At 69.9% G+C, this 15498-nt stretch carries 13 protein-coding genes and 1 riboswitch; of the genes, 10 read left to right on the forward strand and 3 right to left on the reverse strand.

Annotated features, from left to right (window positions below; translation table 11 throughout):
• Positions 1-3 precede the first annotated feature (3 nt).
• From hpnH to R2B38_RS36840, 6 genes are all read left to right on the forward strand, one after another.
• The gene (gene hpnH, locus R2B38_RS36815; RefSeq protein WP_033281750.1) at positions 4-1026 is read left to right on the forward strand and encodes an adenosyl-hopene transferase HpnH; all 1023 of its coding nucleotides are present in this window, start codon (positions 4-6) and stop codon (positions 1024-1026) included.
• Positions 1027-1030: 4 nt separating this feature from the next.
• Positions 1031-2188, forward strand: coding sequence for a flavodoxin-dependent (E)-4-hydroxy-3-methylbut-2-enyl-diphosphate synthase (gene ispG, locus R2B38_RS36820; protein ID WP_318020126.1), 1158 nt, complete (start codon positions 1031-1033; stop codon positions 2186-2188).
• 27 nt (positions 2189-2215) lie between these two features.
• Positions 2216-4123 carry a 1-deoxy-D-xylulose-5-phosphate synthase gene (dxs, locus tag R2B38_RS36825; RefSeq protein ID WP_318020127.1) on the forward strand — a complete coding sequence of 636 codons (1908 nt, stop codon included), beginning with the start codon at positions 2216-2218 and terminating at the stop codon, positions 4121-4123.
• On the forward strand, positions 4120-5505 hold the full coding sequence (locus tag R2B38_RS36830; RefSeq protein WP_318020128.1) for an aspartate aminotransferase family protein: 1386 nt from the start codon (positions 4120-4122) through the stop codon (positions 5503-5505). Before dxs ends, R2B38_RS36830 begins: the two co-directional genes overlap by 4 nt.
• A 107-nt stretch (positions 5506-5612) precedes the next feature.
• Positions 5613-6245, forward strand: a complete 633-nt coding sequence (locus R2B38_RS36835; protein ID WP_033281754.1) for a helix-turn-helix domain-containing protein — start codon at positions 5613-5615, stop codon at positions 6243-6245.
• Entirely contained in the window at positions 6242-6367 is a 126-nt protein-coding gene (locus R2B38_RS36840; RefSeq protein ID WP_033281755.1) for a DUF6126 family protein, read from the forward strand. Before R2B38_RS36835 ends, R2B38_RS36840 begins: the two co-directional genes overlap by 4 nt.
• Positions 6368-6394: 27 nt before the next feature.
• Here the strand turns inward: R2B38_RS36840 and R2B38_RS36845 are convergent, their stop codons facing one another.
• Positions 6395-7192: a tyrosine-protein phosphatase gene (locus tag R2B38_RS36845; protein ID WP_033281756.1), complete on the reverse strand. Its 798-nt coding sequence runs from the start codon at positions 7190-7192 to the stop codon at positions 6395-6397.
• A 170-nt stretch (positions 7193-7362) separates the two neighbouring features.
• Here R2B38_RS36845 and R2B38_RS36850 point away from each other — a divergent pair, with 170 nt between their 5' ends.
• The 3 genes from R2B38_RS36850 (at position 7363) to R2B38_RS36860 (ending at position 11809) form a co-directional block, all read left to right on the forward strand.
• A complete protein-coding gene (locus R2B38_RS36850) occupies positions 7363-9435 on the forward strand; it encodes an alpha-galactosidase (protein ID WP_318020129.1) in 2073 nt (690 codons plus the stop codon).
• A 303-nt stretch (positions 9436-9738) separates the two neighbouring features.
• A riboswitch (cyclic di-AMP (ydaO/yuaA leader) is annotated at positions 9739-9901 on the forward strand.
• A gap of 4 nt (positions 9902-9905) precedes the next feature.
• Positions 9906-10835 carry a LysM peptidoglycan-binding domain-containing M23 family metallopeptidase gene (locus R2B38_RS36855; protein WP_318020130.1) on the forward strand — a complete coding sequence of 310 codons (930 nt, stop codon included), beginning with the start codon at positions 9906-9908 and terminating at the stop codon, positions 10833-10835.
• Positions 10836-11023: 188 nt separating this feature from the next.
• The gene (locus R2B38_RS36860; RefSeq protein ID WP_033281759.1) at positions 11024-11809 is read left to right on the forward strand and encodes an SGNH/GDSL hydrolase family protein; all 786 of its coding nucleotides are present in this window, start codon (positions 11024-11026) and stop codon (positions 11807-11809) included.
• Between the two features lie 125 nt (positions 11810-11934).
• Here R2B38_RS36860 and R2B38_RS36865 read toward each other — a convergent pair whose 3' ends face one another.
• Together R2B38_RS36865 and R2B38_RS36870 are read right to left on the reverse strand one after the other, a co-directional pair.
• Positions 11935-12549: a TetR/AcrR family transcriptional regulator gene (locus R2B38_RS36865; RefSeq protein WP_078652468.1), complete on the reverse strand. Its 615-nt coding sequence runs from the start codon at positions 12547-12549 to the stop codon at positions 11935-11937.
• Positions 12550-12627: 78 nt separating this feature from the next.
• Positions 12628-13806 (reverse strand): Glu/Leu/Phe/Val dehydrogenase dimerization domain-containing protein, encoded by a 1179-nt coding sequence (locus R2B38_RS36870; protein WP_318020131.1) that lies wholly within the window; start codon positions 13804-13806, stop codon positions 12628-12630.
• Positions 13807-14089: 283 nt separating this feature from the next.
• Here R2B38_RS36870 and R2B38_RS36875 point away from each other — a divergent pair, with 283 nt between their 5' ends.
• Complete coding sequence (locus R2B38_RS36875; protein WP_318020132.1) at positions 14090-15292, forward strand: MBL fold metallo-hydrolase; 1203 nt, start codon at positions 14090-14092, stop codon at positions 15290-15292.
• The last annotated feature ends 206 nt before the right edge of the window (positions 15293-15498 follow it).

Raw genomic sequence — 15498 nt, forward strand, 5'->3', positions numbered from 1 at the left:
CAGATGGCCATGCCGCTGCGCCAGACAATCAAGGTCGCTACATACTTGGCTGAACAGAAGCTCCGCAAGAGGGACAAGTTCCCCCTGATCGTGGAGCTGGAACCTCTCTTCGCATGCAACCTGAAGTGCGAGGGCTGCGGCAAGATCCAGCACCCGGCGGGCGTGCTCAAGCAGCGCATGCCGGTGGCCCAGGCCGTCGGGGCGGTGCTCGAGTCCGGTGCGCCGATGGTGTCCATCGCGGGCGGCGAGCCCCTGATGCACCCTCAGATCGACGAGATCGTGCGGCAGTTGGTGGCGAAGAAGAAATACGTCTTCCTCTGCACCAACGCGATGCTGCTCCGCAAGAAGCTGGACAAGTTCACGCCCTCGCCGTACTTCGCGTTCGCGGTGCACATCGACGGGCTGCGCGAGCGGCACGACGAGTCCGTCGCGAAGGAGGGTGTGTTCGACGAGGCGGTGGAGGCGATGAAGGAGGCCAAGAAGCGCGGCTTCCGGGTCACCACCAACTCCACCTTCTTCAACACGGACACCCCGCAGACCATCATCGAGGTCCTGAACTTCCTCAACGACGACATCAAGGTCGACGAGATGATGATCTCGCCCGCCTACGCCTACGAGAAGGCACCCGACCAGGAGCACTTCCTGGGCGTCGCGCAGACCCACGAGCTGTTCAAGAAGGCCTTCGCGGGCGGCAACCGCCGCAAGTGGCGGCTGAACCACTCACCGCTCTTCCTGGACTTCCTGGAGGGCAAGGTCGACTTCCCGTGCACGGCCTGGGCGATCCCGAACTACTCGCTCTTCGGCTGGCAGCGCCCCTGCTACCTGATGAGCGACGGGTACGTGCCCACGTACCGCGAGCTGATCGAGGACACCGACTGGGACAAGTACGGCCGCGGCAAGGACCCGCGCTGCGCCAACTGCATGGCGCACTGCGGCTACGAGCCCACCGCCGTCCTCGCCACCATGGGCTCCCTCAAGGAGTCCCTGCGGGCCATGCGCGAGACCGTCGCCGGAAACCGCGACTGACGCCATGACCGCAGTGTCCCTGGGCGTCCCCGAGATGCCGGTCCGGCCGATCGCCGCGCGACGTGTGTCGCGGCAGATCCAGGTCGGACCGGTGGCGGTCGGGGGCGGGGCCCCCGTCTCGGTCCAGTCGATGACGACGACGCGTACGTCGGACATCGGCGCCACCCTCCAGCAGATCGCCGAACTCACCGCGTCCGGCTGCCAGATCGTCCGCGTCGCCTGCCCCACGCAGGACGACGCGGACGCGCTGGCGACCATCGCCCGCAAGTCGCAGATCCCGGTGATCGCGGACATCCACTTCCAGCCCAAGTACGTGTTCGCCGCAATTGAGGCCGGCTGTGCGGCAGTTCGCGTCAATCCCGGCAACATCAAGCAGTTCGACGACAAGGTCAAGGAGATCGCGCGGGCCGCGAAGGACCACGGCACGCCGATCCGGATCGGGGTCAACGCCGGTTCCCTGGACCGGCGGTTGCTCCAGAAGTACGGCAAGGCGACGCCCGAGGCGCTCGTCGAGTCGGCGCTGTGGGAGGCGTCCCTCTTCGAGGAGCACGGCTTCCGCGACATCAAGATCTCCGTCAAGCACAACGACCCCGTGGTGATGGTCAACGCCTACCGGCAGCTGGCCGCGCAGAGCGACTATCCGCTGCACCTCGGGGTCACCGAGGCCGGGCCCGCCTTCCAGGGCACGATCAAGTCGGCGGTCGCCTTCGGGGCGCTGCTCAGCGAGGGCATCGGCGACACGATCCGGGTGTCGCTGTCCGCCCCGCCGGTGGAGGAGGTCAAGGTCGGCCTCCAGATCCTGGAGTCGCTGAACCTCAAGCCCCGCCGGCTGGAGATCGTGTCGTGCCCGTCCTGCGGGCGCGCCCAGGTGGACGTCTACAAGCTCGCCGACGAGGTCACGGCCGGGCTTGAGGGCATGGAGGTGCCGTTGCGCGTCGCGGTCATGGGCTGCGTCGTGAACGGCCCAGGTGAGGCGCGGGAGGCGGACCTCGGGGTCGCCTCCGGCAACGGCAAGGGTCAGATCTTCGTCAAGGGCGAGGTCGTCAAGACCGTGCCCGAGTCGAAGATCGTGGAGACCCTCATCGAGGAGGCGATGAAGATCGCCGAACAGATGGAGCAGGACGGCGTCGCGGCGGGGGAGCCGGCCGTCACCGTGAGCTGAAACAGCACGGACCGAAGGGGGCCCGACGTGACGATCCTGGAGAGCATCCGGCAACCACGCGACCTGAAGTCGCTGTCCGAGGCGGAACTCGGCGAACTGTCCGAAGAGATAAGGGAGTTCCTGGTCCACGCGGTGGCCAGGACCGGCGGACACCTCGGGCCCAACCTGGGCGTGGTGGAACTGACCATCGCGCTGCACCGGGTCTTCGAGTCCCCGACCGACCGCATCCTCTGGGACACGGGTCACCAGAGCTACGTACACAAGATCCTGACGGGCCGTCAGGACTTCTCGAAGCTGCGCGGCAAGGGCGGCCTGTCCGGCTACCCCTCGCGCGAGGAGTCCGAGCACGACGTCATCGAGAACAGCCACGCCTCCACCGCGCTCGGCTGGGCCGACGGCCTCGCCAAGGCCCGCCAGGTACAGGGCGAGAAGGGGCATGTCGTCGCGGTCATCGGCGACGGCGCGCTCACCGGCGGCATGGCGTGGGAGGCGCTGAACAACATCGCCGCCGCCAAGGACCGGCCGCTCATCATCGTCGTGAACGACAACGAGCGGTCCTACTCACCCACCATCGGCGGCCTCGCCAACCACCTGGCCACCCTGCGCACGACCGACAGCTACGAGCAGGTCCTCGCCTGGGGCAAGAGCGTCCTGCTGCGCACCCCGGTCGTCGGCAACACGATCTACGAGTCGCTGCACGGCGCGAAGAAGGGCTTCAAGGACGCGTTCGCCCCGCAGGGCATGTTCGAGGACCTGGGCCTCAAGTACGTCGGCCCGATCGACGGACACGACATCGGCGCCGTCGAGTCCGCGCTGCGCCGCGCGAAACGCTTCCACGGTCCGGTCCTCGTCCACTGCCTCACGGAGAAGGGCCGCGGCTACGAACCCGCCCTCGCCCACGAGGAGGACCACTTCCACACCGTCGGCGTGATGGACCCGCTCACCTGCGCACCCCTCGCCCCCTCCAACGGCCCTTCCTGGACCAGTGTGTTCGGCGACGAGATCCTGCGCATCGGGGAGGAACGCGACGACGTCGTGGCCATCACGGCGGCGATGCTGCACCCGGTCGGCCTCGGCAAGTTCGCCGCGAGGTTCCCCGACCGGGTCTGGGACGTCGGCATCGCCGAACAGCACGCGGCCGTATCGGCGGCGGGCCTGGCGACCGGCGGACTGCATCCCGTCGTCGCCGTCTACGCCACCTTCCTCAACCGCGCCTTCGACCAACTCCTGATGGACGTGGCGCTGCACCGCTGCGGGGTGACGTTCGTCCTGGACCGCGCCGGGGTGACCGGAGTTGACGGAGCGTCACACAACGGCATGTGGGACATGTCCATCCTCCAGGTGGTGCCGGGTCTTCGCATCGCGGCGCCACGTGACGCCGACCAACTCCGGGCGCAGCTAAGGGAAGCGGTCGCCGTCGACGACGCGCCGACCCTGGTCCGCTTCCCGAAGGAGTCGGTGGGACCGGAGATCCCGGCGATCGACCGCGTGGGCGGCCTCGACGTCCTGCACCGCGCTGCGGAGACCCCCGAGGTGCTGCTCGTCGCCGTCGGTGTGATGGCGCCCGTGTGCCTCCAGGCCGCCGAGCTCCTCGAAGCCCGCGGCATCAACTGCACGGTCGTGGACCCCCGTTGGGTCAAACCCGTCGACCCGGCGCTCCCCGGCCTCGCCGCGCAGCACAGGCTGGTTGCCGTCGTGGAAGACAACAGCCGTGCCTCCGGCGTCGGCGCCGCCGTGGCGCTGGCGCTCGGTGACGCCGAAGTCGACGTCCCCGTACGGCGGTTCGGCATCCCGGAGCAGTTCCTCGCGCACGCCAAACGCGGGGAGGTGCTCGCCGACATCGGCCTCACACCCGTCGAGGTCGCCGGACGGATCAGCGCAAGCCTGGCGGTCAAGGACACGAACGCCGGCACAGCCAAGGAGAAACCCGAATGACCAAGGAGTTCGACCTCACCGCGCTGCTGGCCGAGCGCGGAGCCGAGCGCTACGAGCTGCACGCCAAGTACCTCAACCACCAGCTCCCGCGCATGCTCCACACCATCGGCTTCGACAAGGTCTACGAGCGGGGCGAGGGCGCCTACTTCTGGGACGCCGACGGCAACGACTACCTCGACATGCTCGCCGGGTTCGGGGTGATGGGCCTGGGCCGCCACCACCCCGTCGTCCGCAAGGCGGTGCACGACGTCCTCGACGCCCAGCTCGCCGACCTCACCCGCTTCGACTGCCAGCCGCTGCCCGGCCTGCTCGCCGAGCAACTCCTCACCCACAGCCCGCACTTGGACCGGGTGTTCTTCGGCAACAGCGGTACGGAGGCGGTCGAGACCGCGCTCAAGTTCGCCCGCTACGCCACCGGGAAACCCCGCGTCCTGTACTGCGACCACGCCTTCCACGGCCTGACCACCGGCTCGCTCTCGGTCAACGGCGAGGACGGCTTCCGGGACGGCTTCGCCCCGCTGCTGCCCGACACGGCCCTGCCGCTCGGCGATCTCGACGCCCTGGCACGGGAGTTGAGGAAGGGTGACGTCGCCGCCCTCGTCGTCGAGCCGATCCAGGGCAAGGGCGTCCACGAGGCGCCGCCCGGCTATCTGCGCGCCGCGCAGGAACTCCTGCGCCAGCACAAGGCGTTGCTCATCGCCGACGAGGTGCAGACCGGCCTCGGCCGTACCGGCGACTTCTACGCCTATCAGCACGAGGAGGGTGTGGAGCCGGACCTGGTGTGCGTGGCCAAGGCGTTGTCGGGTGGCTATGTGCCGGTCGGCGCGACGCTCGGCAAGGACTGGATCTTCAAGAAGGTCTACTCGTCCATGGACCGGGTGCTGGTCCACTCGGCGAGCTTCGGGGCCAACGCCCAGGCCATGGCGGCCGGGCTCGCCGTGCTGTCCGTCATGGAGAACGAGCAGGTCGTCGCCAACGCCCGTGCGACCGGGGACCAGTTGAGGTCCCGGCTCGCCGCTCTGGTCGACAAGTACGAGCTGCTCGCCGACGTCCGCGGCCGGGGCCTGATGATCGGCATCGAGTTCGGCAGGCCCAAGTCGCTGAAGCTGCGCAGCCGTTGGACCATGCTGCAGGCCGCGCGCAAGGGGCTGTTCGCGCAGATGGTGGTCGTACCGCTGCTCCAGCGGCACCGGATTCTCACCCAGGTCTCCGGCGACCACCTGGAGGTCATCAAGCTGATCCCGCCGCTGATCATCGGCGAGCGCGAGGTGGACCGGTTCGTGGACGCCTTCACCGCCGTGATGGACGACGCGCACAGTGGTGGCGGGCTGATGTGGGACTTCAGCAAGACGCTGGTGAAGCAGGCGGTGGCGAACCGGTAGCGGTAGCTGTAGGGGTCTCTGCCGGGCGCCGTGGGTGGGCGCCGCAGGATTTTGCCTCTGAGGCAAGAGATTTGCCTCGGGGGCAAGCCTGCGGCTGAATGGAGAGCATGAGCTCTCCCGAGACCGAGCCGGAACCGTCGGCCGGGCCGGTCGAAGACCTGCCGGCCACCGTCGCACCACAGCTCCGGGCCCTGCGCCGCCGCGCCTCCCTCACCCTGGAGGCCGCCGCCCGCTCGGCCGGGCTCTCGCCCGCCCATCTCTCCCGTCTGGAGACCGGGCAGCGCCAGCCCTCGCTGCCGATGCTGCTCGCGCTGGCCCGCATCTACGGTACGACAGTCTCGGATCTGCTCGGCGAGACGGTCACCGACCGGGAGGCCGTCGTCCGCGCCGCCGACATGGAACCGACCCGCGCGGGCGGCTGGACCTACTGGCAGGCGGGCGCCCCCGGCCGCGGGATGCAGTCGCTGCGCGTGCGCATCCCGCACGGCTCCCAGGGCGACATCGTGCGCGTGCACCCTGGCGAGGAGTGGCTGTACGTCCTCACGGGCCGGCTGCGCCTGCGCCTCGGTGACACCGCGCACATCCTCGCGCCGGGCGACAGCGCGCACTTCGACTCGCTCACCCCGCACCGCCTCGCCGCCGCCGACGAGGACGGCGTCGAGGTCCTGTTCGTCCACACCCTGCTGCAGAGCCCCACGGCCACCCTGTGCCTGGGCCCGATCACCGGAGAGACGCCATGAGCGGCAACAACATCGAGGACAAGTTCCCCCGCGCCCTGTGGGTGCGGCTCATCATCTACATCGCCGTCGGCCACGTCTTCGCGGGCTTCATCTACCTGCTGTTCTCCGTGGGCGCCAAGTAGCCCGCCGCGGCGGCGAGTTCAGCCGCTTCAGTCGAGCAGGCGCTCGCGCAGCCGCTCCCGGATTTCCGGGGTGATCCCCAGTCCCTGTTCCAGGTAGGCGTCGACGCTGCCCCAGGTCTCCTCGACGGTCTCGAAGGCTGCCGTCAGATACTCGGCGCGGGCGTCGAAGAGGGGGCTGAGGAGCTCCATCACCTCGGGGGAGTAGGCCGAGGCGGCGGAGCCGCTGCGGCGCACCTTGTAGCGGCGGTGCTTCGCGTTCGACTCCAGGTAGTCGGTCACGATCGCCTCGCGCTCCACGCCCACGGCCAGCAGCGTCACGGCTATCGACAGGCCCGCGCGGTCCTTGCCCGCCGCGCAGTGCATCAGCGCGGGAACGCTGTCCTCCGCGAGCGCGTGCAGCACCTGGGAGTGCTCGGCGGTGCGCTCCTTGACGATCGTGCGGTACGAGGCGATCATCCGGTTCGCGCCCTTGTCGCCGCCGAGGATCCCGCGCAGTTGGTCTATCTCGCCGTCGCGGACCATCTTCCAGAACTCGGAGCCGTCCGCCGGGTCGCTCAGCGGCAGATTCACGTTGCGCACGCCGGGCAGCTCGACGTCGGGACCCTCCAGCTTCTGGTCCGACGCGTTGCGGAAGTCGAAGATCGTGTGCAGGCCCAGCGAGCCGAGGAACGCGGCGTCCTCCTCGGTCGCGTGCGCGAGATGGCCGCTGCGGAACAGCACCCCCTGCCGCACCCGCCGTCCGTCCACCGTCGGAAGTCCGCCCACGTCCCGGAAATTGCGCACTCCGGACAACTCCGGCTCGGTCGACGGAATCTGCTGCGTCACGAGGACTCCTCCCACTCGGCCCGACGGCGCGGCTCACCGGCGGGCACGCTTCCGACGATACGACATCGAATCCACGGGCCATCAGTTGTCCACAGGCGTTGCCTCGCAGGCCCCGGGCCATTGATGATGTTGCTGCTTGAGTGGACTTGTTCGAATCTGTGAGGGGCCTGATGCTGGAGATCGCCGAGAACGGCCGTACGTGGGTCCTGTCGGGCCCCACGAGCAGTTACGCCGTCCATCTCACCGAGGACGACGAGCTGCTCCACCTGCACTGGGGCCCCGCGATCGCGCTCGCCGACGCCGAGGAACTCGCCGCCCGCCCGCTGCCCGTCGGCTCCTCCTTCGAGTCTCCGCTCGACGGCCGCGAGGAGTACCCCGTCGAGGGCGGCCCCCGCTTCGCCCGCCCCGCCCTCTCCGTCCGCACGCCCGAGCGCCGCGGCACGGAGTGGACCTTCGAGCGCTACGACACCGAGGGTGACGAACTGCGGCTCCGCTTCCGGGACGCAGGCCTTGCGATCACGCTGCACTACCGGACGCGCGGCGACGTCGTAGAGCGCTGGACGAGCCTCGGCAACGACGGGGATGAGGCACTGGAACTGCTGCGCGCGGACTCCGCCGTGTGGACGCTGCCCGAGCGGGAGGGGTGGCAGCTGTCGCAGCTGCACGGGCGGTGGGCCGCCGAGTCGCGGCTGGTGCGGTCCGGTCTCACCTACGGTGAGAAGGTCATCGGCAGTCGTCGCGGCCACACCGGGCACCAGCACCTGCCCTGGGTCGCCCTCGACACCGACGCGACCGAGGAGCGCGGCGAGGTCTACGGCTGTGCCCTCGGCTGGTCGGGGTCCTGGCGGATCGCCGTGGCCCAACTCCCGGACGCGCGCGTGCAGATCGGCGGCGGCGCCGGGTACGACGACTCCGGGCTGCTGCTCCTGGCGCCGGGGGAGTCCTTCACGACCCCCGTCTTCGCCGGGCTGTGGAGCGACGCCGGCTTCGGGGGCGCCAGCCGCACCTGGCACGCGTACCAGCGGACGTACGTCATCCCGGACGCCGACCAGGACCGGCCGGTGCTCTACAACTCCTGGGAGGCCACCCAGTTCGACATCTCCGAGGACCAGCAGGAGGTGCTCGCGCAGCGCGCGGCGGCGCTCGGGGTCGAGCTCTTCGTGGTCGACGACGGCTGGTTCGGGAAGCGCACCAGCGACCGTGCCGGGCTCGGTGACTGGACCCCGAACCCGGACCGCTTCCCCGCAGGACTCAAGCCCCTTGCCGACCGCGTGCACTCCCTGGGCATGCAGTTCGGCATCTGGGTCGAGCCCGAGATGATCAACCCGGACAGCGACCTGTACCGCGCCCATCCCGACTGGGTGCAGTACCAAGAGGGGCGAAAGCGGACGGAGTTCCGCAATCAGCTCGTACTGAACCTCGCCCGTGAGGACGTCCAGGAATACCTCTGGGAGCAGCTCGACGGGCTGCTCTCCAGCGCCCCGATCGACTACGTGAAGTGGGACTTCAACCGCTGCTTCACGGACGCCGGGTGGCCCGGTGACCCCTATCCGCAGCGCCTCTGGGTCGACCATGTGCGCGCGCTGTACGCCCTGTTCGACCGGCTGCGGGCGGCCCACCCGGGCGTGGCTTTCGAGTCCTGCTCGGGCGGCGGCGGCCGGATCGACCTCGGCATCATGAGCCGCACGGACCAGGTGTGGACCTCGGACAACACCGACCCGCTCGACCGGCTCGCCATCCAGCACGGCTTCAGCCAGATCCACCCCGCGCGCGTGATGGCCGCCTGGGTCACCGACAGCCCGAACACCCAGCTCAACGACCGGGTCAGCAGCCTGCGTTTCCGGTTCGTGAGCGCCATGGCCGGGGTCCTCGGAGTCGGCGGCGACCTCTCGGAGTGGACCGGGGAGGAACTCGCCGAGGCCCGCCGATGGGTCGACCTCTACAAGGAGATCCGGCCGCTCGTGCAGCACGGCGACCTCCACCGGCTGCGCCCGCCGCGCGGCGGACTGAGCGCCGTGCAGTACGTCCGCGGCGACGAGACCGTCGTGCTCGCCCTGCTCCAGTCGCAGCACTACGGCGAGCCGCTGCCGGCGCTCCGGCTCCGCGGGCTCGACCCGACAGCGTCGTACGAATGCCTCGAAACGGGCGAAGTTCACCGGGGTGCCGTCCTGTTGCACCACGGACTGCGCACGGGCCTGCGCGGTGACCTCGATGCGACGGTTATCCGCCTGCGTCGCATCTGATCCCTCTGTCCTAATTGCAGCCTTCGTGCCAACTCGCTCTGGAATAAAGGAACCTGAGAGTTGTGTACGTGAGCAGCGTCATATTCGTGACCGTGCGTCGTTCGTCATGTTCACGTAATTGACGTGCTTTTGCAGGGGAATTGAGGGGCTGAGACCTGTGGGAATTCACGGAGGGTGACTGTGAATTCCCACAGGGAAACGCAAGGAACGCAAATCCGTGGAACCTCCTGCTTGTCCCTTTGCGTCTTCCTCGCTTACGTTCGCCACCAATCCGGACGGACGCCCAATCCTGCCGCCGACCGGACTCCGCACACACCCACCCGTACGCGGCAGGAGCGGGGGACCCACAGGTACGACGCCTGTTCCGGTCTCCGGAACGGGCTTGGGGTTTAGCCGCGACCAGCGCGCGGCCGGGCATCTCCAGCCCGCACCCGACAGCTCACCTCGCAGGCGCCGGAGAGGAATTCGTCATGCCCGCGAAGGGTAAGCACCGCCGCCCGAAGTCCCAGCGACTCTCTCGTTCGATGGCCGTGGCCGGAACCGGCGGGGCCGCGCTCGCCCTTCCGCTCATGGGAGCCACCGGCGCCCATGCCGCGACCACGACTTCCGCTCCGGAAAAGGCGGTTCAGTCCGTTCCGGCGGCCGAGAAGACGGTCACGGAGAAGGCGACCGCGAAGACCGTCTCGAAGGCCTCGGGCGTCACGACGTATTCGGTGCGGTCGGGCGACTGGCTCGCGAAGATCGCCGAGGAGCAGGATGTCACCGGCGGCTGGAAGAAGCTCTACCAGGACAACCGCGAGGCCATCGGCAGCGACCCGTCGCTGATCCACCCGGGCCTGAAGCTCTCCCTCGGTGAGAAGGCCTCGACGAGCGGGACGGGCGCGAGCAAGTCGTCCAACTCGTCCACGTCGTCCGGCACTTCGTCTTCGTCGTCCTCCTCCTCGAAGAGCACGTCGGCCTCGCAGAGCGACGACAGCACCAGCACCTCCTCCGGCTACACCCTCCCCGTGACCGGCGGCACCATCGGCACCGGCTACCACGTCGCGGGCAGCATGTGGTCCAGCGGGTACCACACCGGCGTCGACTTCGTCGTCCCGACCGGCACCACCGTCAAGGCGGTCGCCGCGGGCACGGTCGTCTCGGCGGCCTACGACGGCGCCTACGGCAACGAGGTCGTCATCCGGCACGCGGACGGCGAGTACTCGCAGTACGCCCACATGTCGCAGCTGTCCGTCTCGGCCGGCCAGACCGTGACCGAGGGCCAGCAGATAGGCCTCTCCGGTGCGACCGGCAACGTGACCGGCCCGCACCTGCACTTCGAGATCCGGACCACGCCGTACTACGGCTCGGACGTCGACCCGGTCGCCTACCTCCGCTCGCACGGCGTCACCGTCGGCTGAGCCCGGAGCCCGGCGCAGAGCAGTTCCGGGGTGAACACCCCTGATCAGAGGGTTATTCCGACTTTGGACAACCCTTTACAAGTGGCTTATCTCACCGCCCGTCAACCCCTAAATACGATCGCGTAGGTCACAGCCCAGGGTGAATTATGGTTGCCGTGGCTAACGATTCGAAGAGTGACAACAGATCAGTGATCGGGTCGTACGTGGCGCTGGGGGACAGCTTCACCGAGGGCGTCGGCGACCCAGGGCCCGACGGGGCGATGGTCGGCTGGGCCGACCGGTTCGCGGTACTGCTCGCGGACCGGCGGCCCGAGGGCGACTTCGAGTACACGAACCTGGCCGTGCGCGGGAAGCTGCTCGACCAGATCGTGTCCGACCAGCTCACCCGGGCCAAGGAGATCGGGCCCGACCTGGTCTCCCTGGCCGCGGGCGGCAACGACATCATCCGTCCGGGCACCGACCCCGACGAGGTCGCCGAACGCTTCGAGCGCGCGGTCGCCGACCTCACCGCCGCCGTCGGCACCGTCATGGTGACGACCGGCTTCGACACCCGCGGCGTGCCCGTGCTCAAGCATCTGCGCGGCAAGATCGCCACCTACAACGGACATGTGCGGGCCATCGCCGACCGGTACGGCTGCCCGGTGCTCGACCTGTGGTCCCTCAAGACGGTCCAGGACCGGCGGGCCTGGGACGGTGACCGGCTCCACCTCTCTCCCGAGGGGCACACGCGCGTGGCGCTCCGCGCCGGCCAGGTCCTCGGCGTCGAGGTCCCGGCCGACCCGGACCAGCCCTGGCCCCCGCTGCCGCCGCGCGGCACGCTCGACGTCCGGCGCGACGACGTGCACTGGGCGCGCGAGTACCTGGTGCCGTGGATCGGACGCCGACTGCGCGGCGAGTCCTCCGGGGACCACGTCGAGGCGAAGGGCGCGCTGTCGCCGGACGACATCAAGATGCGGATCGAGCGGGTGGCCTGACAGGGTGGCGGGGTCCTGACGGGGCGGCACGGTAACGGGGTGCCGGGTGCGGAGGTGACCCCTCGGAGAGGCGGCCTTCTACGGGAGACGTCTCCTCGAAGAGGCGGCTTTTTTTGGGAACGGCTTCAGGGAGCGGTCAACGCCGCCCGCTCCAGGCCGAGTTCCCGCGCCAGTGCCTCGTCGACCCACTCCAGGGCCCGTGCCCGCGACACCGCTCCCGCGTACGCCGTCATCTGTACGGCGAGGCCGTCCAGGAGGGCCGTGAGGCGCAGGGCGGTGGTGGCCGGGTCCGGGCAGTGGAACTCGCCCGCGGTCACGCCCTCGGCGACGACCTCCGCGAGTGCCTGTTTCCACCGCCGGTCGAGATCGCGGGTGACGTCCAGGAGGGCGGGTTCGCGCAGGGCCGCCGCCCAGCCCTCGATCCACAGCCGCCAGCCCTTGGCCTGCCCGGTCGGCGCGTACCAGCGCACCGCGGCCCGCAGCCTACGCAGCGCGGTCGTGCGGCGGCCCAGGAGCTTGTGGAGGTGCGCGAGGTCGTCCTCGGCGGCGAAGGTGAAGGCGGCGGCGACCAGTTTCTCCTTGGTCGAGAAGTGATAGAGCACGAGCGCGTTGCTCACGCCGAGCGCCGAGGCCACGTCGGCGATCCTGACCGCCGCCACACCCCGCGCCTCGATCTGCTCGACGGCGGCCCGCAGCAACTCGGCCCGCCGCTCCGTCACGCTCAACCGCACTCTCGCCACGCGATCACCCTAATCCGTCGCCCGTAGGGGTGGTGTCCCGTACGTCACCGGTACCCGTACGCCACGGGTACCCGTACATCACCGGTACCAGCCGAACCGTTCCGCGATGACCGGCAACCGGTCGGCGACGATGGCGTGCGCGGCGGCGCGCGGTGTCGTGCCGTCGGCCTCCGCGCGGGCCAGCATCAGGTCGATCAGGGCGCGCATCGAACGCCGGGTGTGGGCGAAGGCCTCGTCCGCGTCGGCACCGATGTCCCCGAACAGGGTCCACCACCACCAGGCGTTCGTCCCGGAGTTCACGACCACGTCCGGGAGAACCGTGACCCCGCGCGCGGAGAGCAGTTCCTCCGCCTCAGGTAGTACGGGCATGTTCGCCGCCTCGACGACCCAGCGGGCGGTGATCCCTCGCTGGTTCGTGGTGTCGATCGCGTACGACACCGCCGCCGGGACCAGCACCTCCGCCGCCACGGACAGCCAGTCCTCACCGGGGAGTTCGAGGTCGCCCGGGCGCAGCACGGAGCGGTCCACGGTGCCGTACGTGTCCCGGGCCGTGAGCAGCGCGTCGATGTCCAGCCCGGCCGGGTTCGCGATCGTGCCCTTGATGTCGGCGACGGCGACGATCGACAGCCCCGCGCGCGTGAGGAACCGTGCCGTGGCCCCGCCCATGGTGCCGAGGCCCTGCACGGCGACCCGCGTCCCCGTGTACGGCACGCCCGCGCGGTCCAGCGCCGCGAGCACCGACTCGGCGACCCCGCAGCCGCCGACCAGCTCGTCGAGACCGATGCCGTCCACCTCGACCGCGAAGGCGTCCGCGAGCCGCCGCCGCGCCGTGGCCTCGTCGTCGAGCAGCGGATAGACGGCCTGGATCGACGACACGAGCCCCGCCTCCGCGGCGGCCCGGTCGACCAGGTCCTGGGTGAGCCCGAGATCCTCACCCGTCGTCCAGAAGCTCTCGATGTGCGGCCGCATGGCACGCAGGTAGCGCACGAGGACGTCGTACGACACCGGGTCCTGGGGATCGCAGTCGATGCCGCCCTTGGCACCGCCCAGGGGGATGTACCGGCCCGCCGGGTCGTAGTGCAGCGCCTCTTTCATGGTCATGCCCCGGGCCAGCCCAGCCACCTCGTCCAGCGTGCAGCCCGGCCGCATTCGCAGTCCGCCGCTGGAGACCCCGCGCACCAGCCGGTCGACGACCAGGAAACCCTGGCGGCCGGTGACGTGGTCGGTCCAGGTGATCGACATCAAGGGGGCGGTCATAGGGGCTCCTCGGGGCGCCGGCCGACAGGGCGAGTACGGACAGGACGCGTACGGGAGCCCGTACCGGACGGCGGATACTGATCGACGGGTACTGAACGGCGAGTCAGTATCGGAAGTGCCGCCGCCTCCTGTCAACGGAGGCGCGAGGCCGTCCCGCGGTGTCAACCTTCGGCGCGGAACTTTGGTCTTTCCTTGGAAACCGGCCCCGGTGACGCCGATGCGGCGGCGTTGTCAGAGGGGTCGACCATAATGGAAAGCCTGACCGACCCGACCTGGAGGCATCGTGACCGGATTCCGTACGCTGAGCTCCGGGCTCCGCGCGCTGCAGCCTGATGCCTTCGGCGCGGAGCCGAGCGGCGAGCGCCTGGCGCGCATCCGCAGATCGCCCCACTTCAAGGACGGGGTCTTCCAGAACCCCGGGGGCAATACGAACGTCCGCCCGTCCGGCGGCACGATGCGCGAGATGGGGAAGTCCTACCTCGACAAGGAGCAGCGCGCCCGCCGCGCCCCCGACGGCACGCTGCCGGTGCACGCCACCACCCTCGCCGACCTGGCCAGGCCCGCCGCGACCGGACTGCGGCTGACCTGGATGGGGCACTCCAGCGTGCTCGCGGAGATCGACGGCCACCGGGTCCTCTTCGACCCGGTCTGGGGCGAGCGCTGCTCCCCCTTCCCGTTCGCCGGACCCAAGCGGCTGCACCCGGCGCCCCTGCCGATCGCCGCGCTCGGTCCGGTCGACGTCGTGGTCATCTCGCACGACCACTACGACCACCTGGACATGCCGACGATCAAGGCGCTGGCCGACACGGACACCCTGTTCGCCGTGCCGCTGGGCGTCGGCGCCCACCTGGAGCACTGGGGTGTGTCCGCCGACCGGCTGCGCGAGCTGGACTGGCACGAGGAGACCCGGGTCGGCGGCGTCACCCTGACCGCCACCCCGGCCCGGCACTTCTGCGGCCGCGGCCTGCGCAACACCCAGCACACCCTCTGGGCCTCCTGGGTGGTCGCCGGTGAGGAGCACCGGATCTACCACAGCGGCGACACCGGCTACTTCGAGGGCTTCAAGGACATCGGTGCCGCGCACGGCCCGTTCGACGCCACGATGATCCAGATCGGCGCGTACAGCGAGTTCTGGCCCGACATCCACATGACGCCCGAGGAGGGCATGCGCGCCCACCTCGACCTCCAGGGCGGGCAGCCGCACGGGGTGCTGCTGCCGATCCACTGGGGCACGTTCAATCTGGCGCTGCACGCGTGGGCCGAGCCCGGCGAGTGGACCGCGGACGAGGGTGAGGCAGCCGGCCAGACCGTGGCCACACCGACGCCGGGCGAGCCGTTCGAACCGGGCGGCGCGCTGACGACGGACCGGTGGTGGCGGCCCTTCGGGGGGACGATCGACCACCCCTGGCGGACTCCGAAGCCGGTGGAGACGGAACCGAGGCCGACGACCGCTCCGGCGGAGCTGGACCTCGCGAACGAACGCTGACCGACACACTGCGTGATGTTCAGGGGTGCGGCTGAGGGCGGCCGGGCCCCCGGAAACCACCCCTGCGGCTCGGCCGCGGGTGGGTGAGAGATGAATGTCAGGGGCCGGGGGGTAGCGAACCCCCCGGCCCCTGACGCCTGTTCGTGACCGGTTCCGATCAGGCGCGATCGATTCTTTGTCCTTCTTCGGCGTGTGGTCGACGGGGT

Origin of the sequence: Streptomyces sp. N50 (genome assembly GCF_033335955.1) — a bacterium.
Taxonomy (GTDB): domain Bacteria; phylum Actinomycetota; class Actinomycetes; order Streptomycetales; family Streptomycetaceae; genus Streptomyces.